The organism is Pseudomonas artemisiae (assembly GCF_057128685.1).
On the sequence record NZ_JBSKHS010000028.1, the window covers coordinates 1 to 24,444 of the forward strand.

General features: G+C 59.9%; 24 protein-coding genes. 13 read left to right on the forward strand and 11 right to left on the reverse strand.

All coding sequences use genetic code 11. The features are described from left to right. Positions 1–194: 194 nt before the first annotated feature. The gene (locus ACWKV4_RS20305; protein WP_483834002.1) at positions 195–974 is read right to left on the reverse strand and encodes a catabolite repression control protein Crc; all 780 of its coding nucleotides are present in this window, start codon (positions 972–974) and stop codon (positions 195–197) included. Positions 975–1,055: 81 nt separating this feature from the next. Between ACWKV4_RS20305 and pyrE the strand changes: the two genes are divergently transcribed. After that, positions 1,056–1,697, forward strand: coding sequence for an orotate phosphoribosyltransferase (gene pyrE / locus ACWKV4_RS20310; RefSeq protein ID WP_483834003.1), 642 nt, complete (start codon positions 1,056–1,058; stop codon positions 1,695–1,697). A 38-nt stretch (positions 1,698–1,735) separates the two neighbouring features. After that, the gene (locus tag ACWKV4_RS20315) at positions 1,736–2,293 is read left to right on the forward strand and encodes a DUF4124 domain-containing protein (protein WP_483839554.1); all 558 of its coding nucleotides are present in this window, start codon (positions 1,736–1,738) and stop codon (positions 2,291–2,293) included. A 124-nt stretch (positions 2,294–2,417) separates the two neighbouring features. Here ACWKV4_RS20315 and argB read toward each other — a convergent pair whose 3' ends face one another. The 4 genes from argB to coaBC all read right to left on the reverse strand — a co-directional run bounded on the left by argB (position 2,418) and on the right by coaBC (position 7,667). Continuing rightward, complete coding sequence (argB, locus tag ACWKV4_RS20320; protein WP_483834005.1) at positions 2,418–3,314, reverse strand: acetylglutamate kinase; 897 nt, start codon at positions 3,312–3,314, stop codon at positions 2,418–2,420. Between the two features lie 17 nt (positions 3,315–3,331). Beyond that, positions 3,332–4,759 (reverse strand): phosphomannomutase/phosphoglucomutase, encoded by a 1,428-nt coding sequence (locus ACWKV4_RS20325; protein WP_483834023.1) that lies wholly within the window; start codon positions 4,757–4,759, stop codon positions 3,332–3,334. Between the two features lie 1,237 nt (positions 4,760–5,996). Then, complete coding sequence (dut, locus tag ACWKV4_RS20330) at positions 5,997–6,452, reverse strand: dUTP diphosphatase (protein WP_483834006.1); 456 nt, start codon at positions 6,450–6,452, stop codon at positions 5,997–5,999. A 3-nt stretch (positions 6,453–6,455) separates the two neighbouring features. Continuing rightward, entirely contained in the window at positions 6,456–7,667 is a 1,212-nt protein-coding gene (gene coaBC / locus ACWKV4_RS20335; RefSeq protein ID WP_483834007.1) for a bifunctional phosphopantothenoylcysteine decarboxylase/phosphopantothenate--cysteine ligase CoaBC, read from the reverse strand. Between the two features lie 228 nt (positions 7,668–7,895). Here coaBC and radC point away from each other — a divergent pair, with 228 nt between their 5' ends. Next, entirely contained in the window at positions 7,896–8,570 is a 675-nt protein-coding gene (radC, locus tag ACWKV4_RS20340; protein ID WP_483834008.1) for a RadC family protein, read from the forward strand. A gap of 31 nt (positions 8,571–8,601) precedes the next feature. Here the strand turns inward: radC and ACWKV4_RS20345 are convergent, their stop codons facing one another. After that, positions 8,602–10,188, reverse strand: coding sequence for an ABC transporter substrate-binding protein (locus ACWKV4_RS20345; RefSeq protein WP_483834009.1), 1,587 nt, complete (start codon positions 10,186–10,188; stop codon positions 8,602–8,604). Positions 10,189–10,569: 381 nt separating this feature from the next. On the opposite strand from ACWKV4_RS20345, the gene rpmB reads away from it, so the two are divergent. Together rpmB and rpmG are read left to right on the forward strand one after the other, a co-directional pair. Continuing rightward, positions 10,570–10,806 (forward strand): 50S ribosomal protein L28, encoded by a 237-nt coding sequence (gene rpmB, locus ACWKV4_RS20350; RefSeq protein WP_168083421.1) that lies wholly within the window; start codon positions 10,570–10,572, stop codon positions 10,804–10,806. 11 nt (positions 10,807–10,817) lie between these two features. Continuing rightward, complete coding sequence (rpmG, locus tag ACWKV4_RS20355) at positions 10,818–10,973, forward strand: 50S ribosomal protein L33 (RefSeq protein ID WP_003457707.1); 156 nt, start codon at positions 10,818–10,820, stop codon at positions 10,971–10,973. Positions 10,974–11,044: 71 nt separating this feature from the next. Here the strand turns inward: rpmG and ACWKV4_RS20360 are convergent, their stop codons facing one another. Together ACWKV4_RS20360 and ACWKV4_RS20365 are read right to left on the reverse strand one after the other, a co-directional pair. Next, the gene (locus ACWKV4_RS20360) at positions 11,045–11,248 is read right to left on the reverse strand and encodes a hypothetical protein (RefSeq protein WP_483834010.1); all 204 of its coding nucleotides are present in this window, start codon (positions 11,246–11,248) and stop codon (positions 11,045–11,047) included. 71 nt (positions 11,249–11,319) lie between these two features. Next, entirely contained in the window at positions 11,320–11,682 is a 363-nt protein-coding gene (locus tag ACWKV4_RS20365) for a cupin domain-containing protein (RefSeq protein WP_483834011.1), read from the reverse strand. Between the two features lie 178 nt (positions 11,683–11,860). On the opposite strand from ACWKV4_RS20365, the gene ACWKV4_RS20370 reads away from it, so the two are divergent. Beyond that, on the forward strand, positions 11,861–13,357 hold the full coding sequence (locus ACWKV4_RS20370; protein ID WP_483834012.1) for an aldehyde dehydrogenase: 1,497 nt from the start codon (positions 11,861–11,863) through the stop codon (positions 13,355–13,357). 72 nt (positions 13,358–13,429) lie between these two features. Beyond that, positions 13,430–14,572 (forward strand): MFS transporter, encoded by a 1,143-nt coding sequence (locus ACWKV4_RS20375; RefSeq protein WP_483834013.1) that lies wholly within the window; start codon positions 13,430–13,432, stop codon positions 14,570–14,572. 28 nt (positions 14,573–14,600) lie between these two features. On the opposite strand, the gene ACWKV4_RS20380 is transcribed toward ACWKV4_RS20375, so the two are convergent. Continuing rightward, positions 14,601–16,154 carry a phospholipase D family protein gene (locus tag ACWKV4_RS20380; RefSeq protein WP_483834014.1) on the reverse strand — a complete coding sequence of 518 codons (1,554 nt, stop codon included), beginning with the start codon at positions 16,152–16,154 and terminating at the stop codon, positions 14,601–14,603. 54 nt (positions 16,155–16,208) lie between these two features. Beyond that, the gene (locus tag ACWKV4_RS20385) at positions 16,209–17,639 is read right to left on the reverse strand and encodes an aminotransferase-like domain-containing protein (RefSeq protein WP_483834015.1); all 1,431 of its coding nucleotides are present in this window, start codon (positions 17,637–17,639) and stop codon (positions 16,209–16,211) included. Between the two features lie 286 nt (positions 17,640–17,925). On the opposite strand from ACWKV4_RS20385, the gene ACWKV4_RS20390 reads away from it, so the two are divergent. Continuing rightward, entirely contained in the window at positions 17,926–18,051 is a 126-nt protein-coding gene (locus ACWKV4_RS20390) for a DUF1127 domain-containing protein (protein WP_483834016.1), read from the forward strand. A gap of 140 nt (positions 18,052–18,191) precedes the next feature. On the opposite strand, the gene ACWKV4_RS20395 is transcribed toward ACWKV4_RS20390, so the two are convergent. After that, complete coding sequence (locus tag ACWKV4_RS20395; RefSeq protein WP_483834017.1) at positions 18,192–18,680, reverse strand: Lrp/AsnC ligand binding domain-containing protein; 489 nt, start codon at positions 18,678–18,680, stop codon at positions 18,192–18,194. 153 nt (positions 18,681–18,833) lie between these two features. Here ACWKV4_RS20395 and dadA point away from each other — a divergent pair, with 153 nt between their 5' ends. From dadA to ACWKV4_RS20420, 5 genes are all read left to right on the forward strand, one after another. After that, positions 18,834–20,135, forward strand: a complete 1,302-nt coding sequence (gene dadA / locus ACWKV4_RS20400) for a D-amino acid dehydrogenase (protein WP_483834018.1) — start codon at positions 18,834–18,836, stop codon at positions 20,133–20,135. Beyond that, positions 20,107–20,460: a RidA family protein gene (locus tag ACWKV4_RS20405; protein WP_483834019.1), complete on the forward strand. Its 354-nt coding sequence runs from the start codon at positions 20,107–20,109 to the stop codon at positions 20,458–20,460. Before dadA ends, ACWKV4_RS20405 begins: the two co-directional genes overlap by 29 nt. A 71-nt stretch (positions 20,461–20,531) precedes the next feature. Further along, positions 20,532–21,602: an alanine racemase gene (alr, locus tag ACWKV4_RS20410; RefSeq protein ID WP_483834020.1), complete on the forward strand. Its 1,071-nt coding sequence runs from the start codon at positions 20,532–20,534 to the stop codon at positions 21,600–21,602. 101 nt (positions 21,603–21,703) lie between these two features. Then, on the forward strand, positions 21,704–22,252 hold the full coding sequence (locus ACWKV4_RS20415; RefSeq protein ID WP_483834021.1) for a cupin domain-containing protein: 549 nt from the start codon (positions 21,704–21,706) through the stop codon (positions 22,250–22,252). A gap of 113 nt (positions 22,253–22,365) precedes the next feature. After that, the gene (locus tag ACWKV4_RS20420; RefSeq protein ID WP_483834022.1) at positions 22,366–24,261 is read left to right on the forward strand and encodes an acetyl-CoA hydrolase/transferase C-terminal domain-containing protein; all 1,896 of its coding nucleotides are present in this window, start codon (positions 22,366–22,368) and stop codon (positions 24,259–24,261) included. Positions 24,262–24,444 lie beyond the last annotated feature (183 nt).

A 24,444-nucleotide genomic window follows, 5' to 3' on the forward strand; every position in this document is an offset into this window, starting at 1 on the left:
ACCTAAGCCCTGTAGCGTACAGGGCCCAGGCTCAAACGGCTTAACGATCACTGTCCAGGTTTTGGGGCGCAGTTCAATATGAATACGTTCGCCAGCTGGCGCTGGCTCCTACAGTCGCGCGACGACTGTCACCGATGTAAGAGTGAGCGGCAGCTCGCGAACAGGGCGTAGGCACATTCGCCAGTTGGCCCGGCTTAGATCGTCAGCGTCCAGTCATAGTCAACGATAAAGGGCGCGTGCTGCGAAAACCGTGGCTGGCGAGGCAGGCGTGCGCTGCGCACGAAGCGGCGAAGGCCAGGGGTCAGTAGCTGATAGTCAAAGCGCCAACCCAGGTTGAGCATCTCGGCCTGCTCACTGTCTGGCCACCAGCTGTACTGGTCGGCCTCGCGGCTGACTTCGCGCAGGGCGTCCACATAGCCCATGTTGCCAACGATTTCGTCCATCCAGGCCCGCTCCGGCGCCAGGAAGCCCGGTGACTGCTGGCTGTCGCGCCAGTTCTTGATGTCCAGTTTCTGCTGGGCCACGTAGAGCGACCCGCAGTAGATGTACTCACGCCGCTTGCGACGTTGTTTGTCGAGGTAGCGAGCGAAGTCGTCCATCAACTTGAATTTCTGATTCAGCTCTTCATCGCCCCCACGCCCGGAAGGGAACAGCAAGGTCGCGATACTGACTTTGTCGAAATCCGCTTGCAGGTAACGGCCGAAACGATCGGACGTTTCAAACCCTAGCCCGCTGATGATCGCCTTGGGCTGCAACCGCGAATACAACGCAACGCCACCCTGAGCCGGCACTTCCGCGTCGGCCGCATACAGGAAATAGCCATCGAGCTGATAGGCGGAGTCGTCCAGTTCGAACGCCGAGGCGCGGGTATCCTGCAAGCAGATCACGTCGGCATTCTGGGCCTGCAGCCAGCTGAGCAAGCCTCGCTCCACCGCAGCCTGAATCCCATTGACGTTCACACTGATGATCCGCATAAATGGCCCCAAAAATCTCGTGGGTGTATGATACCCGAGGTCAAGTTATTTAGCTAAATCCGTGGTATTCAGGACTTTTACATGCAAGCCTATCAGCGTGACTTCATTCGTTTTGCAATCGAGCGGGGCGTGCTGCGCTTCGGCGAGTTCACTTTGAAGTCCGGGCGTACCAGTCCTTACTTCTTTAATGCCGGGTTGTTCAACACCGGCTCGGCCCTGGCCCACTTGGGGCAGTGCTATGCCTCGGCCATCGTCGACAGTGGCCTGAGCTTCGATGTGCTGTTCGGCCCCGCCTATAAAGGTATTCCCTTGGCCTCGGCGACCGCCGTGGCGCTGGCCGATAAACACGGGCGGGATGTGCCTTGGTGCTTCAACCGCAAAGAAGCCAAGGACCATGGCGAGGGCGGCAGCCTGGTAGGCGCCCCGCTCAAAGGTGATGTATTGATCATCGATGACGTGATCACCGCGGGCACGGCCATTCGCGAGGTGATGACCATCATCCAGGCCGAAGGCGCCCGGGCGGCGGCGGTCTTGATCGCGCTCAACCGTCAAGAGCGTGGCAAGGGCGAGCTGTCGGCCATTCAAGAGGTGGAGCGAGACTACGGCATGCCTGTGGTGAGCATCGTGTCCCTCGATCAAGTGCTTGAATACCTTGCCGAAGATGTACAGCTCAAGCAGCACCTCCCGGCCGTAGAGGCCTATCGTGCGCAGTACGGAATCTAGCCATGGGGCGCGGCAGGGTCATCATGGTAGGGCTTGTGATGCCCATGATGGCCTCAGCCGCGCCACCCTCGCACGCTGTGCAGTTATACCGCTATACCGATGACCACGGCATATTGGTGCTTGACCGTCAAGGCGTACCGCCGGAGTTTGTTTCCAAGGGGTACCAAGTGCTGAACGCTCAAGGGCGCGTGCTGCAAACCATTCCTCCTGCCCTGACCCCTGAGCAAATTCAAGCCAACACTGCCAAGCGGGCGCAGGCTGACGCCGACGATAAACTGCGCGTACGCTATACCGGTATCGAGGATCTTGAGCGCACACGGCAACGTCAATTGGCCGAGATAGACAGCCTGATCAGCGCGGCTAATGGGGATTTGGCCAATCTGAGTTCGCAACAAGCCTCGTTGCAAGGGGACGCGGCCAACCAGGAGCGCAACGGCCAGCCGGTGTCATCCATGGTGCTGGACCAGCTAGAGGCCGTTCGCCAGCGCAGGGCCGAGTTAAATGCCCAGATCGGCCGGTACAGGCAAATGCGCCAAGACGCGGACAGCGCGTTCAACGCTGACCGCGCCAGGCTGGAGCAGCTAAACGGGCCGTAGATACCGTCTTATCCTTGCCGCACAAGTGGGTTCGTTGTAGGAGCCGGCAGAGCTGGCGAACAGTGCATTATTAGCTGCCTGTGCGGTATTTTCGCGAGCTTGCGCTCGCTCCTATGGGCGGCGCTTAGCTATTGGTAATCAGGGTGCCTACGCCGCTGTCGGTGAAGATCTCCAACAACACGGCATTGGGTACTCGACCATCAATGATATGAGCGCTGTTAACGCCGCCTTGAACGGCTTCCAAGGCGCAACGAATCTTTGGCAGCATACCACCATAGATGGTCCCGTCCGCGATCAACGCGTCCACTTGCTCGGTGCTCATGCCGGTCAGCACCTTGCCTTGCTTGTCCATCAAACCGGCGATGTTGGTTAGCAGCATCAGTTTTTCCGCCTGCAGGGCCTCGGCAACCTTGCCTGCGACCAGGTCGGCGTTGATGTTATAGGACTCACCATCGTCGCCCACGCCAATGGGTGCGATGACAGGGATGAAATCGCCCTTGACCAGCATATTCAGCAGGCCGGTATTGACCCCGCTGACTTCGCCAACCAGGCCGATATCGATAATTTCGGGCTTGTCCATGCCCGGCGTTTGGCGGGTGACCTTCAACTTGCGGGCGCGGATCAACTCCGCGTCCTTGCCGGTCAGGCCGATGGCGCTACCGCCGTGGCGGTTGATCAGGTTAACGATGCTCTTGTTCACCTGACCACCCAAGACCATCTCCACCACATCCATGGTTTGCGCGTCGGTAACGCGCATGCCATCAATGAAGTGGCTTTCGATGTTAAGGCGCTTGAGCAAGTCGCCGATCTGCGGCCCGCCGCCATGCACGACCACCGGATTGATGCCCACGGCCTTCATCAGTACCACGTCGCGAGCAAACCCGGTTTTCAACTCCTCGCTTTCCATAGCGTTGCCGCCGTACTTGATCACCAACGTCTTGCCGACGAAGCGTCGGATATACGGCAAGGCTTCAGACAGTACCTTGGCAACGTTGGTGGCGGCATCACGGTCGAGGGTCATGCAGGGCTCCTGATGGGTTAGAAGGGTATCGTAAGGTCGGGGGCAACACGCTTGAGCTGATCACGGAAAACAGCCTTGATGCGTTCCAGCTCAGCTTCATCTTCGGCTTCGAAACGCAGTACCAGCACTGGCGTGGTGTTGGAGGCGCGTACCAAGCCCCAGCCATTGCGGTAGTCCACCCGTACGCCGTCAATCTTGTTCAGGCTGGCATCGCCCCACTGTGCGTCGCTGACCAAGGCTTCAATGATGCTGAATTTGGTTTCTTCAGTCACCTTGATGTTGATTTCTGGAGTGGACACGTCATTGGGGAACTTGGCGAAGATGGCTTCAGCGGTTTCGCGCTTTTGACTGAGAATTTCAAGCAGGCGGGCTGCGCCGTAGATGCCGTCGTCAAAACCGAACCAACGTTCTTTGAAGAACACATGGCCACTCATTTCGCCTGCAAGCAGGGCACCGGTTTCCTTCATCTTTTTCTTGATCAAGGAGTGGCCGGTTTTGTACATAACCGGGCGGCCTTTATGGTCCTCGATCAGCTTCTTCAAGTTGCGGCTGCATTTGACGTCGTAAATGATATCGGCGCCAGGGTTGCGGCTTAGCACATCTTGAGCGAACAGCATCAGCAGGCGATCAGGGAAAACCACATTACCTTCGTTGGTCACCACGCCCACGCGGTCAGCGTCGCCGTCAAAGGCCAGGCCCAAGTCCGCGCCGGTTTCTTTCACCTTGGCGATCAGGTCTTCCAGGTTTTCCAGCTTGCCCGGATCGGGGTGATGGTTCGGGAAGTTGCCGTCTACGTCGCAGAACAACGGAATCACTTCGCAGTTAAGCTGTTCAATCAGCTGAGGCGCGATCACGCCACCCACGCCATTGCCGCAGTCCACGACCACTTTCAGCTTGCGTGGCACGGCGATGTCTTTCTGGATGTACGCGTTGTACGGCTTGAGGATGTCGACCTTCTTGATCGAGCCCTGGCCGCTGGCCAGGTCGTTGTCGCGAATACGCTCGTACAGCTTCTGGATCTGCTCGTTGGCTAGAGTATCGCCAGCGATGATGATCTTGAAGCCGTTATAATTGGCCGGGTTGTGGCTGCCGGTGAGCATTACGCCCGACCCAGCCCGGGCCTTGATTTCGCCGTCCAGGTTATCGAGATCGATAGCGGCGGCGAAATACAGTGCCCCGGTAGGCACCATGCCTACGTCAGTGACCTGACAGCCGCTGTCAGCCACGCCTTGAATCAACTGCTGAACCAACTCTGGCCCCGAAAGGCGACCATCGCGGCCAACGGATACATGAGGCTCGCCCTGTGTCAGGCTTTGAGTGCCGATAGCGCGGCCAATCCAATAGGCGGTTTCTGCGGTCAGGGTGTCAGGAACGATGCCGCGAATATCATAGGCGCGGAAAATGCTGGCCGGAACCTGGGGTGGAACTTGTGCAATGCTGTTCATAGCGGGGGGATGCTCCATTCGCAGGAAGTCCTGGTCGGCATCGAGTATCCCGACACCGAGTACGTCAGTTTCTTGAAAAGGTGGCCGAGCACCCTCCAGCCTGGTTGAGCGGGTGGGGTTGGCAACCGGGGCACTGCGAGTCGTAATGCCGTTGGATTCAAGCGCCAAAGGGGCGCCGGGGTTGGTCTGGCGATCGCGCAAGGAGAAGCGGGCAAGGGCCTGGGCCAGTCCGTTCAGCTCCGCAAGGCTCAAACTGAACGCTTTGACGGCTTTTCCGCCCGAGAGTTCTTCGACCAGCTGGTTCAATTGTTGGGCGTCACCCTTTAAACGCCCGCGTAAACCGCGAATTACCAAGAGCATGGCCACCCAGAAGGCGCCGGCGGCAATCAGCAAGGCCGCCAGCGCCAAGGCAATGGAAACCCAGGGCATAGGCGCGCCGTAAGCGCTGCCAGGGGTAAAACGCACGTTCCAGTGGGGGTTGCCGAGGTCCAGCGCATAGGGGCGAGCCGAGCCCGGCGTGCCGGTTTTATACAGCACCTGCACTGGCCCATCGCCAAAGCGCTGCTCGAAGACCAGCTCACCGGCTTCTGGGGGCAACGAAGGTAAACCGCGCAGCGCCCGTTGCAGGTCAACCGCCAACAGCAACGTACCCACTACCTGTTGGCTGGCGGGCGCATGTACCGCTACCGCGCTGTACACCAGCCAACGGTTTCCAGCCCGCTGGGCCTCCAACGGTGGCGGCGGGCCCGCTTCGCTGCGGCGGAGTAAATCCAGGGCGGCGAAGGTAAAAGGGGCGGCGCGGTTATCGGTTGGCTCGCCCTGGCCAAGGGGCGTTACAAAAGCATCGGCAACCGCGTCACGGTACCGCAGGCTGGCTTCAGCATTGCGCAACCGAGCGCTGTCGCCACTTTGTACGGCGGCGATCAGGGCCGGGTCCGCCGCGGCGGCTTGCGTATCCGCGGTGATTTGAGCAAAGGCCTGGCGCAGTGTCGCGGCCTGGGCCGAGGCCGCCGACTGGGCCAGTTGCCAGCGCCACGCCTGCTGCGACGGGCCAGGCTGGCCGATCCACAGCAGCAATGCCGCCACCAGTAGCCCGAGAGCGGCGACCCACAGCCCTGGCCGTAGCAGGTGCAGGTCGGTAGCGCTGTCTTTGGAGGCCTTAAGGCTGGGATCTTGCTCAGTGATGTGGTTCACGCCCACTCCTTGTTTCGTCCTGAAAATGTTGCCCGGCGGGCGGTCAGTGGCTCCCGGAATGCCCGAAGCCACCAGCACCCCGTTGGCTCTGGTCGAATGCTTCTACGACCTCGAACCGCGCCTGCACCACGGGCACCAGTACCAGTTGAGCAATACGTTCGCCGACGTTGATTTCAAATGAAGTATCACCACGGTTCCAGCAGGAGACCATCAGCTCGCCTTGATAATCCGAATCGATCAAACCTACCAAGTTGCCCAACACGATGCCATGTTTATGCCCTAGCCCCGAACGTGGCAGTACCAACGCTGCCAGGCCAGGGTCGGCGATGTAGATCGACAGCCCGGTAGGAATCAGCAACGTTTGGCCTGGGGCCAGGGTGGTGGCCTGGGGCAGCATGGCACGCAGGTCCAGGCCGGCGGAGCCGGGTGTAGCGTAATCGGGTAGCGGGAAGTCGCGGCCCAGGCGCGGATCTAGAATACGGGCTTGTAAAGCGTGCATGGCTTATTGAACCTGATGAATACGGGCGGCGATCAGCGCGATCAACTGCCGCGCGATCTTGCCTTTACTGGTTTGAGGAAGCAGGGTTTCGTGCAACTGACGGTCGATCACGCTGCAGGCGTTCTCTTCGCTGTTGAAACCAATGGTGGGGTTAGCCACGTCATTGGCTACGATCAGGTCGAGGTTCTTGTCTCGCAATTTGCGCGCGGCGTAATCGAGCAGGTTTTCGGTTTCGGCGGCGAAGCCCACGCTGAAGGGGCGGTCGGCGCGGCCGGAGAGTGTGGCCAGGATGTCTGGGTTGCGCACCATGCGTAGCAGCATGCCGTCCCCAGTACTTGGGTCTTTCTTAAGCTTCTGCGGGGCGATCACTTCCGGCCGGTAGTCCGCCACGGCCGCCGAGGCAATGAGAATGTCGCACGGCATGGCGGCCTCGCAGGCAGCCAGCATGTCACGGGCACTGACCACGTCGATACGGCTGACCCGGTCCGGGGTAGGCAGGTGGACCGGCCCGGTCACCAGCGTGACCCGCGCCCCAGCTTCTACCGCGGCTTCGGCCAGGGCAAAGCCCATCTTGCCGGAGCTATGATTGGTGATGTAACGCACCGGGTCGATGTTTTCTTGGGTAGGCCCGGCCGTGATCAGCACCTGCTTGCCAGTCAACGCTTGGCGCTGGAAGCAGTCTGCGGCCAAGTGCGCAAGGTCGGTGGGTTCGAGCATCCGCCCAAGGCCAATATCGCCGCAAGCCTGGCTGCCCGAGCCTGGGCCAAACAGCTTTAACCCGCGAGTCTGCACGGTTTGCAGGTTGGCTTGGGTGGCCGGGTCGCGCCACATGGCCTGGTTCATCGCTGGCGCCAGCGCCACGGTGGCGTCGGTCGCCAGCACCAGTGTGGTCAGCAGGTCATCGGCCAGGCCCTGGGCCAACCGGGCGATCAAGTCGGCGGTGGCGGGTGCGATAAGCACCAGGTCGGCCCAGCGAGCCAGCTCGATATGCCCCATGGCGGCTTCGGCCGCCGGGTCGAGAAGGTCCAGGTGTACCGGGTGGCCGGAGAGTGCTTGAAGGGTAAGTGGGGTAATGAATTGCGCACCGCCACGGGTCATCACGACCCGCACTTCCGCGCCTTGCTCCAGAAGCCGGCGAACCAGTTCGGCGCTTTTGTAAGCGGCAATACCGCCACCGACGCCGAGAACGATGCGTTTTCGATACAGCCGCTGCATTAGGCCTGCCTTTGTTCGCGTGAAGTTACGATCGGAAACGATCCTTTGCACAAGGCCATTTCGACCGCCAGGCCACGGCGTACGGGGCCGCCGGGCAGGCGCGAGGGCCATTGGGGGTGGTAATCAAGTACTGCGGTAGCCCCGCTAGCCGTCGCGCAAAAAAGTTGGGCTAAGATAGCACAGCGCCCGCAATGGAGCAGTGGCGCCCTAGGCTGACAAGGAGGGAACATGGCCATTCGAGACTGGCCCGTGGCGGAGCGGCCACGGGAAAAACTACTGAGCCGGGGCGCTCAGGTGCTTTCCGATGCCGAGCTGTTGGCGATTTTCTTGCGAACGGGCGTCAAGGGTTGTGATGCCGTAGAGCTGGCCCGTCACCTATTGGATGAACTTGGCGGTTTACGTGGTTTGTTGCAAGCCGACTTGCCCACGTTCAGCGCTCATCTGGGGTTAGGCGAGGCCAAATATGCCCAGCTACAGGCTGTGTTGGAGATCGCCCGGCGGCACCTGGCTGCTCAGCTGCGCCGCGACTCGGCGCTGGAAAATGCCTCGGCGGTGCGCGACTACCTCAAGGCCATGCTGCGCCACGAGCCCCATGAGGTGTTTGCCTGTTTGTATCTGGATGCGCGCCACCGCGTGCTGGGGTTCGAGCCGCTGTTCCAAGGGTCCATCGACAGTGCCTGCGTGTACCCGCGGCAAGTGGTCAAGCGCGCCCTGGCTCACAACGCCGCCGCGCTTATCCTCTGCCACAATCACCCCTCAGGCATCGCTGAGGCGAGCATGGCCGACCGGCAACTGACGCAACGTATAAAGGAGGCGCTGGCGTATATCGATGTACGGGTGCTGGACCACTTTATTATTGGCGAGGGGGAGCCGCTTTCCATGGCTGAGCTGGGGTTGATGTAGGCCGCTCGGAAGCGGCCTGTGCCCTCCAACGCTATTCCACATTTACCTTGGCGAAGTCTTGCCGGCCGAAGGGGCTGGGTTCATAGCCTTTAAGGCCTTTGGCCGCCAGTACGCTGACCTGTGGGTGAGCCAGGGGCAGCCATAGGGCCTGCTGCTGGATCAGCGTTTGCGCTTGGCGGTACAGCGCGCTTCGGTCTGCCTGGGTCGAAGTGACCTTACCTTTGGTGATCAGGCCATCGAGCTTCGGGTCGCAATAGCGGGCGAAGTTGGTGCCTGATTTGACGGCGGCGCAAGAAAACTGCGGCGTGAGGAAATTATCCGGATCGCCGTTATCGCCCGCCCAGCCCATGAACAACAGGTCATGTTCGCCAGCCTTGGCGCGGCGAATAAGCTCGCCCCACTCGATGGTGCGGATTTGCGCCTTGATGCCCACCTGTGCCAGGTCCGCCTGCAACAGTTGCGCCCCGGCCGCTGGCGCGGGGTTAAGCAAGCTGCCGCTGGGGCGAGTCCAGATCGTGGTGCTGAAGCCATCCTTCAAGCCGGCCTCGGCGAGCAATGCCCGTGCTTTTTCCGGGTTGTGATCGTACAGGTGGGCATCGCTGGCGTAGCCCCAGGTATTTGTGGGGTAAATGCCATTGGCGGGCTGTGCGGTGTCCTCGAATACAGCCTTCAAATAACTGGCTTTATCGAATGCCAGGTTGATGGCTTGGCGTACCTGGGGCTTGTCCAGCGGCGGATGCTGGCTGTTGATGGCCACGAATGCTGTCATGAAAGCCGGGGTTTCCAGGATTTGCAGTTTGCTGTCTTTCTTTGCGGCTGCAAGGTCCTGGGGCTTGGGCGACAGCGCTACCTGGCATTCCCCGGCGCGCAGGCGCTGCATGCGCACGTTAGGGTCGGGGCTGATAGCATAGATCAGCGGGTCCACCGATGGCTTGCCGGCAAAGTAATCGGCATTGGCTTTGTAGCGCACCTGGGCATCTTTTTGGTACCGCACGAACACGAAGGGGCCGGTACCGATGGGCTGGCTGTTGAGCTTTTCTGGCGTGCCAGCTTTCATCAACTGGTCGGCGTATTCGGCTGAATAAATAGAGGCAAAGCCCATGCTCAAGGTGGCCAGGAAAGTCGCATCTGGGTGATTCAGTACAAAGCGCACGGAAGTAGGCGAGGGTGCGTCAACCTGTTTGATCAAGCCCGGCAGTTGCATGGATTGAGCGTGAGGGAAGCCACTCTGGGCGACTTTGTGCCAGGCATTGTCAGGGTCAAGCATGCGCTTGAAGCTAAACACCACGTCGTCTGCCGTCAGCGCCCGTGAAGGCTTGAAGTAGTCGGTGCTATGAAAGCGTGCGTCTTTGCGCAAGTCGAAGATGTACGTCAGGCCGTCGTCGCTCACGCTCCACCGTTCGGCAAGGCTCGGTAGTACCTTGCCCGTCTTGGCGTCGAACTCCACCAAGCGGTTCATCAGCACATCGGCCGAGGCGTTGGTGGTAGTCAGCGAGTTGTATTGCACCACGTCGAACCCTTCAGGGCTGGCTTCGGTGCACACCGCGAGAGGTTTGGCCTGGGCCACGGCGCAGGTTCCCAGCAGGGCAAGAAAGAGCGGGGTTAAGGCAAGACGCATGGTCGGTTCCTTGGCGTGAACGGGTGGGCCATCTGCCGGTGCAGTCTGGGAAATTCGTAAGCTAAAGATCGCGCGCGCTTTTAGCCATTCAATTTTTCCTTCGTCCTCGACGAATGGCAGCCGGGCTACACCCCAGTGAGGTCAGGGTGCCCAGGGGTTGACACAGCCTGGGCGTAAGGGTGCCTGTTGTTGCGCGGCCTCGTTTCTGGTATAAAGCAGCGCTCTTTTCTAGGGGTAGGGCATTTAGCTCAACGGGCCATGCCCGTCTGCTCCTGCGAAACACGGCGTTTCGAGGGCCTTTGGAGCCTTCGCGCCATTTTGACTGAGAGATAAAGCGGCCAACCCATGCCGGGTTGGGCATGTGGTTTAGAGGGCTGAGGCATGTCGAGAGTCTGTCAAGTTACCGGTAAGGGTCCGGTGACTGGGAACAATATTTCCCACGCAAACAACAAAACCCGTCGTCGTTTCCTGCCGAACCTGCAGCACCATCGCTTCTGGGTCGAGTCCGAGAAGCGTTTCGTGCGTCTGCGCGTATCCGCCAAAGGCATGCGTATCATTGACAAGCGTGGCATTGACGCCGTTCTGGTCGATATCCGCCGCGATGGCATCAAGGTTTAAGGGAGAAAGTCATGCGTGAATTGATCCGTTTGGTGTCGAGCGCCGGTACTGGCCACTTCTACACCACCGACAAGAACAAACGTACCACCCCCGACAAGATCGAGATCAAGAAATTTGATCCGGTGGTTCGCAAGCACGTGATCTACAAGGAAGCCAAGATCAAGTAATTGATCTTTGCGACCGAAAAAACCCGCATCCTAGGATGCGGGTTTTTTTTGCCTGCTTATCAGGCCATAGCTCAGTTGAATGCGAAGCCAGTGATAACGCGAGCGGAGTCGACTTTGACATGAATGCGTTCGGCGTCGAATTCCCGGGTAGTGATTTCATTCGGCCCCACAACGCGCGGGCGGCTCGTGAGTTCACTGATATAGGTTTTCAGGCTTGGAACGTAGCGGGTACCTACCAGGTGCTGAAGGGCGCGTTCGATTTCAGGGTTGGTCATGGCTGACTCCTTTAAAGTAAGGCCTCGAACCGAGGCGCTTCATCTTCGTCAGCGGCCAGGCTGCACCTGCGTTACTTATGCGCTTCGAACACCACGTAGATTTTTCGGCAGGGCTCAAGCACTTCCCAGGTGCCCTTGAAACCCGCGGGGATCACGAAGCGGTCACCCGCGCGAACGGTGCGGGCATTGCCGGCTTTATCGCGGATCACTGACACCCCCTGCACGATCTCGCAATATTCATGTTCGCTGTAGCTGACGGTCCATTGGCCAACCGCTCCCTCCCAAACACCTGCGGAGAATTGCTCACAGGGGCTACTGTAATGATTGAACACCGTTTGATCCGGCTCGCCAGCCAGGATTTTTTCCGCTGGCGGCTTGTAGCGAGCGGGGTCTGGAGTGCCTACGGCGAAATCAACGATCTGCTCCACGCTCATACAGTACCTTTCATTGTTCAATAAAACAGACATGAGACCGCCGCTAGCGCGTAGGTGTCAAATATATTGAAAGCTCGACGGCAGTGGTTTAGGGTAAAAGCCTTTGGCCGAGCTTGAGTCAAGTGGGTGTCCAGACACGAGCTTCCCCTGCCGCTTAATCTATAAGAGGAGTTTCGTTATGCCTAGCACCCTGACCCTGGCCGATTGGCAGCAGCGCGCCCAGGCCTTGAGTTTCGAAGGCCGCGCCTTTATTGATGGCCAATACACCGCAGCCGCTTCCGGTGCGACTTTCGAATGCGTCAGCCCGGTAGACGGCCGCCTGTTGGGCGAAGTGGCCAGCTGTGATGAGGCCGACGCCACCCTTGCCGTGGCCAACGCCCGGACAGTATTCGAGGCAGGCACTTGGTCGCGCCTGGCGCCGGCCAAGCGCAAAGCAGTGATGATTCGCTTCGCCGCACTGCTCAGGGCCAATGCCGAAGAGCTGGCACTGCTCGAAACCCTGGACATGGGTAAGCCTATTGGCGACTCGCTGAACGTAGACGTTCCAGGCGCAGCCAATGCACTGAGCTGGAGTGGTGAAGCCATCGACAAGCTTTACGATGAAGTTGCCGCCACGCCCCACAATCAATTGGGCCTGGTAACCCGCGAGCCGGTGGGGGTAGTCGCTGCTATCGTACCGTGGAACTTCCCGCTGATGATGGCCTGCTGGAAATTGGGGCCTGCGCTGTCCACAGGCAACTCGGTAGTGCTCAAGCCTTCGGAAAAATCCCCGCTTACCGCCATTCGTATCGCTCAATTGGCACTCGAAGCAGGCATCCCGGCGGGCGTGCTGAACGTACTGCCTGGCTACGGCCACACCGTAGGCAAGGCGCTGGCCTTGCATATGGATGTGGACACAGTGGTGTTCACGGGCTCCACCCGTATTGCCAAGCAACTGATGGTCTACGCCGGTGAGTCCAACATGAAGCGCGTATGGCTCGAAGCTGGCGGCAAAAGCCCCAACATCGTATTCGCCGACGCGCCGGACCTCCAGGCCGCCGCCGAGGCTGCCGCCAGTGCCATCGCCTTTAACCAGGGAGAAGTGTGCACCGCGGGCTCTCGCCTGCTGGTAGAGCGCTCCATCAAGGAGCGCTTTTTGCCCATGGTGGTAGAGGCCCTCAAGGCCTGGAAGCCCGGTAACCCGCTGGACCCAGCCACTAACGTGGGCGCTTTGGTGGATACCCAGCAGATGAATACCGTGCTGGGGTATATCGAGTCCGGCCATAGCGATGGTGCAACCCTATTGACCGGCGGCAAGCGCATCATGGAAGACACCGGGGGCACCTACGTGGAGCCGACCATCTTCGATGGCGTGAACAACGCCATGCGCATCGCCAAGGAAGAAATTTTCGGCCCGGTGTTGTCGGTTATCACCTTTGACTCTGCCGAGGAAGCCGTAGACATCGCTAACGACACCCCTTACGGGCTGGCAGCGGGTATCTGGACCTCAGACATTTCCAAGGCGCACAAAACCGCTCGCGCGGTGCGTGCTGGCAGCGTGTGGGTCAACCAATACGATGGCGGCGACATGACTGCGCCGTTCGGGGGCTTCAAGCAGTCGGGCAATGGCCGGGACAAATCCCTACACGCCTTCGACAAGTACACCGAGCTCAAGGCGACCTGGATCAAGCTCTAACCCCGCGTTATTCACCCCGGCCAGCCATGGCCGGGGATTTGCCATTACCTGCTTGTGTGGCTGGAGCGCTCAATGCCGTGGGGAACCTATTTTGCCGTGCTGTCCTCGGTGTTGAGCGTAGGCTTGGCGCTGGGCATGAGCATGCCGCTGGTGGCGCTACGGCTTGAACACTGGGGCTATGGCAGTTTTGCGATCGGTGTAATGTCAGCCATGCCAGCCTTCGGCGTACTGCTGGGGGCGCGTGTTTCCAGCCGCCTGGCGGCACGCCTTGGTACTGGCCGGGCGATGCAGTGCTGCCTGGGCGCCGGAGCCTTATCCATCGGGCTATTGGCGCTATGGCCCAGCTATGGCCTGTGGCTAGTGCTGCGGCTAATGATCGGCAGCGTACTGACCATTGTGTTCATTCTGGGCGAAAGCTGGATCAACCAGTTAGTGGTAGAGCAGTGGCGTGGCCGCCTGGTGGCGTTGTATGGCTGCTGTTATGCCTTGAGCCAACTGGCTGGGCCTTTGCTGTTAGGTGCCATCGGCACCGCGCAGGATGACGGCTTCTGGTTGGCAACGGGCCTATTAGTGGTAGCGCCGCTGTTATTGCTCAAGCGCGGCGGCGCGCCTGTCACAGAGGCGGTAACCGTCACCCTGGCCGACCTCTGGGCTTTTTGCCAGCGCTTGCCGGTGATTGCCTACGCCATTGCCCTGTTCGCAGGCTTTGAAGCGCTGATCCTGTCGCTGTTGCCGGTGTATTGCCTGCAGCAGGGATACGACCCGCACACTGCGCTTTATATGGTCAGTGCCGTAGTATTGGGGGACGCGGTATTGCAGTTGCCTATTGGCGCGCTAGCCGACCGTTTGCCACGCCGGGCATTGTTCACAGGCTGCGCCGCGTTGCTGGCCCTAAGCAGTGCCTTGATTCCCTTGGCTATCCAGCATCCTGTGGTATGGCCATTGTGGGTGCTGTTCGGCGCCAGCGCCGGTGGGTTGTTCACCTTGTCACTGGTGTTTATTGGCGAGCACTTTCGCGATGACGAGTTGGTGCGCGCCAATGCGAACGTGGCCCAGTTGTGGGGCGTGGGTTGCTTGGTAGGGCCTCTGGTGGCCGGGGCTGGCAGCCAATGGCTAAGCGGCCACGCCCTGCCGTTGATGATGGCCGTGGGCGCGGCAGGCTTGGTGTTCATGGCCTGTCGGCAGGCGCCACTGGGTGCCGTGAAGGCTAGCTGAACAGAGCGGGCAAGCCTATGGGGCGCCCTTACAGCATCTTCTCCAACCCGATGCGCTGGCTCATCCAGGCATTGAAGCGCCGCCACCAATCACCTGGTTCTTGGTGCAGTACATGGGGGCGGTGATTGTCTTCGGTCACCCATTCCATCGTGCCATTTTCTAACCGTACCTGATAACTCAAGGCCGGGGACATCCCTTGTAGCGCAAGTTCGCGGGTGTAGCCGGCCAGTTCAGGGCTGTCCACCAACACACCCACTTCGGTATTCCACAGCACCGAGCGAGGGTCGAAGTTGAACGAGCCGATAAACACCTTGCGGCCATCGAATACCATGGCCTTGCTATGCAAGCTGGAGGCCGAGCTGCCATGCAGACGGTAGGAGAAGCTGGCATCGTCGCCAGGCTGGCGCCGCAACTCATAAAGCTTTACCCCGTGCTCAAGCAGCACCTTACGGTAGGGCGCGTAGCCGCCATGCACCGCTGGCACGTCGGTGGCCTCCAGTGAGTTCGTTAGTAGTGACACCGCTACGCCTTGGTCGGCCCGGCCGGTCAAATAGAGCACACCAGGGTCCCGTGGCACGAAGTAGGCGGAAATCAACAGCAACTCTTGGTGCACTGCCAGTAGCTCGGGGGCCAATTGCGTGGTCAACAACAAGTGCGGGTCGGGTTCGCCTTGAGCAAGCACCTTGGCCGGTGCGTCCCACATCACCGTGCTAGGCGCCCAGATCAGCTCTTCACGCCAGCGGGCCAGGAGAGGCGCGCTGCGGTAACCCATCAGGCTGTCGTACAAGGTTTTTTGTTTCACACTGGCCTTAAGCAGTGCATGCTCAAGTTTTTCCCGGAACGCAGGCAGCACCTCCCGTGCTTGGGGCACGTCGTAGAGTTCGCGCAGCGGCCGGCTAAGCCGGTGGTTCCAGTATTGGTCGAAGCTGTAACCCAGGTCGCGAGCTACGGGTCCAAGGCCCAGCAGGTCGATGTCAGTGAAGTTCAGATTGGGTTCGGCATCGAAGTACTCATCGCCCAGGTTGCGCCCACCCACGATGGCGGCGCTGTCATCGGCGATCCACACTTTGTTGTGCATGCGCCGGTGTTGCTGGGAAAGGTTCAGCAATCGCCCGAAGCTTCGGGTTACGCCCGTGCCGCGGCCAAGGTGCGTAGGGTTGAACAGCCGCACCTTGATGTTGGGGTGGCTGGCCACGGTGCCCAGCAAGGCCTCGATGTCATCACTGGCGGTGTCATCCAGCAGGATGCGCACCCGTACGCCCCGGTCCGCCGCATCCAACACTTCGCGCATCAACGCTCGCGTGCTTAGCCCGTCGTGCACGATATAGTACTGAAGGTCCAGGCTGGTGCGGGCGTTGCGTATCAGCTCGGCCCGGGCCCGAAATGCCTCACCGCTGTTAGGCAGCAGGCGAAAGCCCGACAGGCCAGGGTGCGCCGCGGCCTGTTGCAGGATGGAGCGGCCAAATTCCGACTGCTGCGCGGGAAGGCGTTCACTGGGTACCTGTTGTACCGATTGGCTGCCGCAGCCGCCAAGGGTAAGGCCCAGCAGCGCCGCTGCCAGTATGCGAGCAATCAGGGCCATGGGGGTCTCGTGGCTGTCAAAGGTGCCTATCTGACAGCCGTTGCGCTTAGAAAGTTACGCGTTGGCCGCGCGCATGTTCGCCAGCAGTTCACTGGCGGTTTCACCCACCCGGCGTACGGCCGCTTCTACCGTAGGGCTAGCGGTCGAGGCGAAATTCATGCGTAGGCAGTTTCGGAATTTCCCTGAGGCCGAAAAAATACTGCCCACTGCGATTTGCACGCCTTGGGCCATCAGCGCCTGGTTCAGCCGGAGAGTGTCGAAGCCTTCGGGCAGCTCCACCCACAGCATAAATGCGCCTTGGGGCCGGCTGACCCGGGTACTGGCCGGGAAGTACCGCCTTACCCAGTCGGTCATCTGGTCGCGGCCCTTTTGATATTGGGCACGCATGCGCCGCAGGTGCGGCTCGAAGTGCCCGGCCTCGATAAAATCGGCAATGGCCAATTGCGGCTGAGGCGCGCTGCTACCTGTGCCGATATACTTCATATGCAGCACCCGCTCCAGATAGCGGCCTGGGGCTACGAAGCCGACCCGCAGGCCTGGCGCGAGGGTTTTGGAAAACGAGCTGCACAACAGCACCCGGCCATCCACGTCGAAAGACTTGATGGTGCGTGGCCGGGGGTAGGTGTAGGCCAAGTCACCGTACACGTCGTCTTCGATAATGGCCACGTCGAACCGCTGCGCCAGGGTGAGCAGCTGCCGCTTGCGCGCCTCGGGCATCACGTAGCCCAGGGGGTTATTGCAGTTGGGGGTCAACTGAATGGCTTTCACCGGCCATTGCTCCAGCGCCAGCTCCAGGGCTTCGAGGCTGATGCCGTTGACCGGGTCCGTGGGGATTTCCATCGCCTTCATGCCCGCCCCCTTCAGGGTTTGCATAGCCCCAAAGAAGCTAGGTGAGTCCACCGCTACGATATCCCCAGGCTGGCAGATCGCGCGCACGCTACTGGACAGCGCTTCATGGCACCCCGTGGTCACCACCAAGTCCGCGGCGCTGAGCCGACAGCCAGAATCCACCAACAGCCGGGCGATCTGTTCGCGCAGGGCTTCGGTGCCATACACGGTGTCGTAATGCAGCCCGGAGAGGTCTTGACGCCGACTGAGCTGGGCCAAGCTACGCAACAGGGGTTTCAAGGTAGGGCTGGTGACATCCGGCATGCCACGGCCGAGTTGCACGATATCTTTGCGCGGTGGCATGCGCACCAGCTCTACGACTTGATCCCACTGAGAGATCTCTACCGGCCGCTGAGCCGGCCGGCCAACTTCTGGGAGCGCGGGCAGGGTTTTATTGGAGACGAAGTAACCCGACTTTGGCCGGGGCGTGGCAAGGCCGTTGTCTTCGAGCAGCCGATAGGCTTGCTGTACGGTGCTCAGGCTTACGCCATGTTCAGTGCTGAGGGCGCGCACTGATGGCAGGCGGTCCCCAGGGCGGTAGAGGCCCTGTTCTATCCGCTCCCCAAGCACTTGGGCAAGGTTTATATAGAGGGTCATAGGGGCAATTTTGGTAGAGGCTCAGTAAGAAACCAGTACAGATATCTGAAAAATACACCGGTATAGCCGTAACTGTCAGTATCTGTATTGAAAATAAAAGCCTTTCTTGAGTCTGTATCCTAGTGCGCCTTCGCGGCATCCTTTGCTTACGGGATGAAAGCGGGAGGTGGTCATGAGCAGTGCTACAGATATACAACGGCCTGTGAATCAACCAGCGCTAGGCAGCGCAGGCACAGCCACAAGGCTGCATAGTAGGCTGGCAGTTTCGGTAAGTCAGCTTTGGGCGATGTGGTACCAACGCTGGGCCACTCGGCGCCAGTTGCTGGAGTTAGGCCCCTTGGAACTGTCGGATATAGGGCTGAGCCGTTCGCAGCAATACCAAGAGGCGCGCAAGCCATTCTGGGTAAGGTAGGGGTGGATAAAGGCGAGGGGCAAGCCCCCCTTGATGGGCTTATTCTTTCGCCGAGATGTTGTCCAGAATATAGGCGGTCACCTAACCATCAGAGCGTATTCCCCATCCGGCGCGCCTGCGGTGCGCACCTTTGCTGTAACTCAATCCGGCACAGGCAACGTCAGGCTTTCCTTAACCTCTTCCATCACGATATAGCTTTTGGATTCTCGTACATGGGGAAGTTTGAGCAGAATATCGCCTAATAATTTGCGATAGGATGCCATCTCTGAAATACGTGCCTTGACCAAATAGTCGAAATGCCCTGACACCAAGTGGCATTCCAACACATGGGGCAGTTTGAGCACGGCGCGGCGAAACTCCTCGAAGGTGTCCCCTGATTTGTAGTCCAGGCTGATTTCTACGAACACCAGCAGGCTAGCCTTCAAATGCTCTGGGTTCAGGCGGGCGCTATAGCCCATGATGATGCCTTCGCGCTCCAGTCGGCGTACACGCTCCGTGCACGGGGTAGTGGACAGGCCTACTTTCTCTCCCAGTTCGGTGAACGACAAACGACCATCGGCTTGTAACAGCCGCAGGATATTACGGTCAATTTTATCGAGTTCACGTTTTGTTTGATGCTGGGTACGCATAGGCGAAGCACCTCCACTAATGCCATTAAGGCCGAGAATTCTCGCCAAATATAGCCCTGCATACAGTGAAAAGCACTGGTTTTAAATCAATATACTGCTGCCATTTAGCCATATGTATTCGAGCCGCGGCCGGGCCGCGCGAAGGGGTTGAGCATGCGAGTCCTGGTGTTGGGCGGTGGTGTGATAGGCACCACTTCTGCGTATTACCTTGCCCAGCAGGGGTTCGAGGTGGTCGTCGTCGATCGTCAGCCGGCAGTGGCCATGGAAACCAGTTTCGCTAATGCCGGCCAGGTTTCGCCAGGTTATGCCTCGCCTTGGGCCGCGCCTGGGGTGCCGCTGAAAGCCTTGAAATGGCTGGCGCAGCGCCACGCACCCTTGGCGATCAAAGCCACCCCAAGCGTGGACCAATACCTATGGATGGCGCAGATGCTGCGCAACTGCACCGCTAGCCGTTACGCCATCAACAAAGAACGCATGGTGCGGCTGTCCGAGTACAGCCGTGACTGCCTCGACGAGCTGCGTGCCGAAACCGGCCTGGCCTACGAAGGCCGCGCCCTGGGTACGACTCAAGTATTCCGCACCCAGGAGCAGTTGGACAACGCCGCCAAGGATATCGCCGTTCTGCAGCGGTCCGGTGTGCCCTATGAATTACTGGACCGCGCCGGTATTGCTCGTGTGGAACCTGCCTTGGCGGCCACTGGGAACCTGTTGGTTGGCGCGCTGCGCTTGCCCAATGACCAGACCGGCGATTGCCAGATGTTCACCACGCGCCTTGCGGAAATGGCCAAGGCTCTCGGGGTGGAATTCCGCTTCGGGCAGACGATAGAGCGCCTGGATGTTGCCGGTGACTACGTCAATGGCGTGTATATCGACGGCAAGCTAGAAACGGCTGATCGCTATGTGCTGGCGTTGGGCAGCTACTCGCCGGCCTTGCTCAAGCCACTGGGCATCAAGGCACCGGTGTATCCTCTCAAAGGTTATTCGCTGACAGTACCGATCACCAACTCGGCCATGGCGCCGGTATCCACCATCCTTGATGAAACCTACAAGGTTGCGATTACCCGCTTCGACAACCGGATTCGCGTCGGTGGCATGGCAGAAATCGCCGGCTTTGATCTGTCGCTGAACCCGCGCCGACGCGAAACGCTGGAGATGATTGTCAATGATCTTTATCCTCGCGGCGGCGACCTGAGCCAGGCCAGTTTCTGGACCGGTTTGCGCCCGACTACGCCGGACGGTACGCCAATTATTGGTGGAACCTCGCGGCGTAACCTGTTCCTTAATACCGGCCACGGCACCCTAGGGTGGACCATGGCCTGTGGCTCTGGTCGATTGCTCGCCGACCTCATTGCTAGCAAAACACCGCAAATCAGTGCCGAGGGTCTAGACATTTCCCGCTACGGCAATCATCAGGAGGTTTCCACGCATGGCAATCCAGCGCCAGCTCACCAATGAACGCATGAGCCAAGTCGTCACCCACCACGGAGTGGTGTATTTGGCAGGGCAGGTAGCTGATGACATGGCGGCAGGTATCGAGCAGCAAACCCGGGAAACCTTGGCTGCCATCGAGAAACTGTTGGCGCTTGCGGGTAGCGGCAAGGAGCATCTGCTGTCGGTGACGATTTATCTCAAAGACATCGACGCCCATTTCGAAGGCATGAATGCGGTATGGGATACCTGGTTGCCTGACGGCGTAGCACCTGCCCGCGCCACTGTGCAGGCCAAGCTGTGCGAGCCGGGCATTCTTGTCGAGCTGTCTGTCACGGCGGCAGTGAAGTAACCGTTTCTCAGCCCGGTCTGTCTTGCGGCAGCCGGGTTTTTTCGCCCCAACCTACCTCGAAGAGCAGCTCCATGCGCCCCGCTCGTGCCCTGATCGACCTTCAAGCCTTTTGTGACAACTATCGCCTGGCCAAAGAACTTACCTACGGCCGCGCGCTGGCGGTGGTGAAAGCTGACGCCTATGGCCATGGTGCCGTACGCTGCGCCGATGCCTTGGGCGAGTGGGCGGACGGTTTTGCCGTTGCCTGTATCGAAGAGGCCCTAGCCCTCCGCGAGGCGGGCATCCAGGCGCCGATCCTGCTGCTGGAAGGCTTTTTCGAAGCGAGCGAGTTGCCACTGTTGGTGGAGCACAACCTGTGGTGCGTGGTGCATGCCTTGTGGCAGGTAGAACTGATCGAGCAGGCTGAATTACGCACGCCCATTACCGCTTGGTTGAAGCTGGATTCAGGTATGCATCGGGTAGGTATAAGCCCGGCGGACTATGCCCACGCCTATCAACGTTTATTGGCCAGCGGTAAGGTCGCCAAGGTGGTAATGATGAGCCACTTCTCTAGCGCTGACGAGCTGGACAACCCCCGCAGTGGCGAGCAGCTCACGCAATTCGTTGCCGCCTGCGAAGGCCTTAGCGCGCAAGTGAGCCTGCGCAATTCGCCCGCTGTTCTAGGTTGGCCTCAAATACCCAGTGACTGGGTACGCCCGGGCCTTATGCTGTATGGCGCCAGCCCTTTCGAACAGCCTCACCCACAAGCGGATAGGCTGGTGCCGGTCATGACACTTGAGTCGCGGGTCATCAGCGTGCGCGATTTGCCCGCGGGCGAACCGGTGGGCTATGGGCAGCATTTCGTTACTGACCGGCCTATGCGTGTGGGGGTAGTGGCCATGGGGTACGCCGACGGCTACCCTCGTCATGCGCCGACAGGCACTCCCGTGAGGGTGGCAGGCAAACGCAGCCGTTTGTTGGGCCGAGTGTCCATGGACATGCTGTGCATCGACCTTACCAACGTGCCCGAGGCAGGGCTGGGCAGTGTGGTCGAGTTCTGGGGGCGGCAGGTGTTGGCCAGCGAAGTGGCAAGTTGGGCGCAAACCATTCCCTACCAGCTGTTCTGCAACTTGAAACGAGTGCCACGCACCTACACCGTTTGATCACAGGTCAACCCCTGGGCGGGTGCGCTGTTGTAAATACTGAACGCTGTTGCGATCATACCGTTCATTCTTACAGCGGCTATCCCCAGGAGGCTCCACCATTGGACGTCGGTGAACGATTGCAAGCCATCCGCAAGCTCAAGGGCCTGTCTCAGCGTGAACTGGCCAAACGTGCGGGGGTGACCAACAGCACCATCTCGATGATCGAGAAAAACAGCGTCAGCCCGTCGATCAGCTCACTGCGCAAGGTGTTGAGCGGCATACCCATGTCCATGGTGGAGTTCTTTTCCGAAGAGCTGGCCCCTGAAAGTACCGCCCAGGTGGTCTATAAGGCTAACGAGCTGATCGATATTTCCGACGGCGAAGTCACTATGAAGCTGGTTGGCCGGGGGCATAGCAACCGTGCCATTGCATTCCTGACCGAGATTTACCCACCGGGGGCCGACACCGGGCAAGAAATGCTCACCCACGACGGCGAAGAAACCGGCATCCTGATCGAGGGCCAGTTGGAGCTGATAGTGGGCTTGGAAACCTTCGTGCTGGAGGTGGGGGACAGCTATTACTTCGAAAGTACCCGCCCGCATCGCTTCCGCAACCCCTACGATGTGCCTGCCCGTTTGATCAGCGCTGCCACGCCTGCGAATTTCTAACCTTACTGTAGGCCTGGCCTGTGGGCTGGAGCCAGGGCCGGGAACGACCCTGCGCGAAACGTTAATCTCGCCCGCGGGTCTAGTCACCAGTGCATCCGGAAATGGAGGTGGCGATGACCGATTTGCTAAGCCTGGAACAGGCGGTCGATGTGGCGTTGGGCCGGCTACCCACGCATATCCGAATGGGCTTGCCCCTGGGCCTGGGTAAACCCAACCGCTTCGCCAATGCCTTGTATGCCCGTATCAAAACCCTGCCAGAGCGACAACTGACCCTTTATACCGCGCTCTGCCTGAGCCGCCCCGCGTTGGGCGATGGCTTGCAGCGCAGGTTCCTCGAACCTTTTATCGAGCAAGTCTACGCGGACTACCCCGAACTGGACTTTCTAACGGACCTTGCCGCCAGCAACTTGCCGCCCAATGTTCGGGTAGAGCAATTCTTCATGCAGCCCGGCGCCTTGGGTAGCAGCGCGCAAGCCCAGCAAGGCTATGTCAGCAGCAATTACAGCCACGCGGCGCGGGACATCAATGCCCAGGGCCTTAACCTGGTGGCGCAACTGGTAGCCGAAGACCCGCAACGGCCGGGCTGGCTAAGCCTGAGTTGCAACCCAGACATCACACTGGACCTGTTGCCGCTGCTGGAGGCCCGGCGACGCCAGGGTGAGGCCATATTGATGGTTGGGCATGTGCACACTCAACTGCCTTACATGCCCGGCCCGGCGGAATTGCCAAGGTCCCAGTTCGATGTGCTGATCGATACGCCTGAACAAAGCCGGTTGTTCTCGACCCCAAATCAACCCGTAGGTACCCGGGAGCATTTTATTGGCCTGCATGCCAGTACCCTGGTGAAAGACGGGGGCACCCTGCAGATCGGGATTGGTGCCCTGGGCGATGCCATCACTGCCGCCTTACTGTCCCGCCAAGCGGATAACCAGGGTTATCAGGCTTTGGTGGAAGACGCGCAGCAGGCACAGTGGGGCTTGCTAATCGCTCAAGAAGGTGGCCTGGCGCCCTTTGCCGAAGGTCTCTATGGCTGCAGCGAGATGTTTGTGAACGGCTTGCTGGTATTGGCCGATGCCGGCATCTTGCGACGCCGCGTGACGGGTGGCCCACAGGGGCCGGCGCAGCCTTTGGACGAGGAAGGCGCTGTATTGCATAGCGGATTCTTTATCGGCCCGGAAGCGTTTTACGCCCGCTTGCGGGAAATGCCGCTGCAGGCGCGCGCGCGTTTTGCCATGACCGCTATCAGCTATGTGAACCGCTTGTATGGGGACGAAACCCTGAAGCGAGAGCAGCGACAACACGCCCGTTTTATCAATACCGCGCTCAGCGTCACCCTGCTGGGGGCGGCGGTCTCCGACCAGCTGCCGGATGGCCGTGTGCTTAGCGGTGTGGGTGGGCAGTTCGATTTCGTGGTGCAGGGCCATGAACTCGAAGATGCGCGGTCGATATTGCTAGTACGCAGTTGGCGGGAAAGCGGCGGGGTGGTGAGCTCTACTATCCTCTGGGAACAGAATCAATGCACCGTGCCTCGGCACCTGCGGGACATCGTAATCACCGAATACGGCATCGCCAACCTGCGGGGCAAGCGCGATGAACAGGTGATCGAAGCCCTGCTCAACATCAGTGATTCGCGGTTCCAGCCGGCCCTGCTGGACCAGGCCCAGTTGGCGGGCAAGCTGCCCCGGGACTTTCGTATCGACCCGCGGTTTACCAACAATACGCCCCAGCATCTGGAAGAGATTCGTGCGCGCCATGGCAGGTTATTCCCGGAGTACCCCCTGGGCAGCGATTTCTCGTCGACGGAAAAAGACCTGCTGCGCGCCTTGAACTGGCTCAAGAGCAAATTCCACCTAAGTGAGCTGCTGGACTTGGGCCGGGCGGCGCTGGATGCTCCGGAGCCGGGCTTATACATGGCGCATCTGGAACGGATGCACCTGGCCAGCCCTAATGGGCTGCGCGAGCAGTTCGAGCAGCGGCTGCTGTTGACGGGATTACACGCCACGCTGTAGGAGCCCAGCAAAGCTGACGAACAGGAGGTTGCAGGTGATGTATTGTCAGGCTGAAACCGCGTTCGCCCGCTGCGCTGGCTCCTACCGGTGGTGCGTATCGCTTAATTTGAACTGCGCCCCAAAACCTGGACAGTGATCGTTAAGCCGTTTGAGCCTGGGCCCTGTACGCTACAGGGCTTAGGT

What these genes read in the sequence shown, in the direction of transcription:
- ACWKV4_RS20305 (WP_483834002.1), bottom strand. Translation starts at nt 974, where the DNA reads ATGCGGATCATCAGTGTGAACGTCAATGGGATTCAGGCTGCGGTGGAG.
- pyrE (WP_483834003.1), top strand. Translation starts at nt 1,056, where the DNA reads ATGCAAGCCTATCAGCGTGACTTCATTCGTTTTGCAATCGAGCGGGGC.
- ACWKV4_RS20315 (WP_483839554.1), top strand. Translation starts at nt 1,736, where the DNA reads ATGCCCATGATGGCCTCAGCCGCGCCACCCTCGCACGCTGTGCAGTTA.
- argB (WP_483834005.1), bottom strand. Translation starts at nt 3,314, where the DNA reads ATGACCCTCGACCGTGATGCCGCCACCAACGTTGCCAAGGTACTGTCT.
- ACWKV4_RS20325 (WP_483834023.1), bottom strand. Translation starts at nt 4,759, where the DNA reads ATGAACAGCATTGCACAAGTTCCACCCCAGGTTCCGGCCAGCATTTTC.
- dut (WP_483834006.1), bottom strand. Translation starts at nt 6,452, where the DNA reads ATGCACGCTTTACAAGCCCGTATTCTAGATCCGCGCCTGGGCCGCGAC.
- coaBC (WP_483834007.1), bottom strand. Translation starts at nt 7,667, where the DNA reads ATGCAGCGGCTGTATCGAAAACGCATCGTTCTCGGCGTCGGTGGCGGT.
- radC (WP_483834008.1), top strand. Translation starts at nt 7,896, where the DNA reads ATGGCCATTCGAGACTGGCCCGTGGCGGAGCGGCCACGGGAAAAACTA.
- ACWKV4_RS20345 (WP_483834009.1), bottom strand. Translation starts at nt 10,188, where the DNA reads ATGCGTCTTGCCTTAACCCCGCTCTTTCTTGCCCTGCTGGGAACCTGC.
- rpmB (WP_168083421.1), top strand. Translation starts at nt 10,570, where the DNA reads ATGTCGAGAGTCTGTCAAGTTACCGGTAAGGGTCCGGTGACTGGGAAC.
- rpmG (WP_003457707.1), top strand. Translation starts at nt 10,818, where the DNA reads ATGCGTGAATTGATCCGTTTGGTGTCGAGCGCCGGTACTGGCCACTTC.
- ACWKV4_RS20360 (WP_483834010.1), bottom strand. Translation starts at nt 11,248, where the DNA reads ATGACCAACCCTGAAATCGAACGCGCCCTTCAGCACCTGGTAGGTACC.
- ACWKV4_RS20365 (WP_483834011.1), bottom strand. Translation starts at nt 11,682, where the DNA reads ATGAGCGTGGAGCAGATCGTTGATTTCGCCGTAGGCACTCCAGACCCC.
- ACWKV4_RS20370 (WP_483834012.1), top strand. Translation starts at nt 11,861, where the DNA reads ATGCCTAGCACCCTGACCCTGGCCGATTGGCAGCAGCGCGCCCAGGCC.
- ACWKV4_RS20375 (WP_483834013.1), top strand. Translation starts at nt 13,430, where the DNA reads ATGCCGTGGGGAACCTATTTTGCCGTGCTGTCCTCGGTGTTGAGCGTA.
- ACWKV4_RS20380 (WP_483834014.1), bottom strand. Translation starts at nt 16,154, where the DNA reads ATGGCCCTGATTGCTCGCATACTGGCAGCGGCGCTGCTGGGCCTTACC.
- ACWKV4_RS20385 (WP_483834015.1), bottom strand. Translation starts at nt 17,639, where the DNA reads ATGACCCTCTATATAAACCTTGCCCAAGTGCTTGGGGAGCGGATAGAA.
- ACWKV4_RS20390 (WP_483834016.1), top strand. Translation starts at nt 17,926, where the DNA reads ATGTGGTACCAACGCTGGGCCACTCGGCGCCAGTTGCTGGAGTTAGGC.
- ACWKV4_RS20395 (WP_483834017.1), bottom strand. Translation starts at nt 18,680, where the DNA reads ATGCGTACCCAGCATCAAACAAAACGTGAACTCGATAAAATTGACCGT.
- dadA (WP_483834018.1), top strand. Translation starts at nt 18,834, where the DNA reads ATGCGAGTCCTGGTGTTGGGCGGTGGTGTGATAGGCACCACTTCTGCG.
- ACWKV4_RS20405 (WP_483834019.1), top strand. Translation starts at nt 20,107, where the DNA reads ATGGCAATCCAGCGCCAGCTCACCAATGAACGCATGAGCCAAGTCGTC.
- alr (WP_483834020.1), top strand. Translation starts at nt 20,532, where the DNA reads ATGCGCCCCGCTCGTGCCCTGATCGACCTTCAAGCCTTTTGTGACAAC.
- ACWKV4_RS20420 (WP_483834022.1), top strand. Translation starts at nt 22,366, where the DNA reads ATGACCGATTTGCTAAGCCTGGAACAGGCGGTCGATGTGGCGTTGGGC.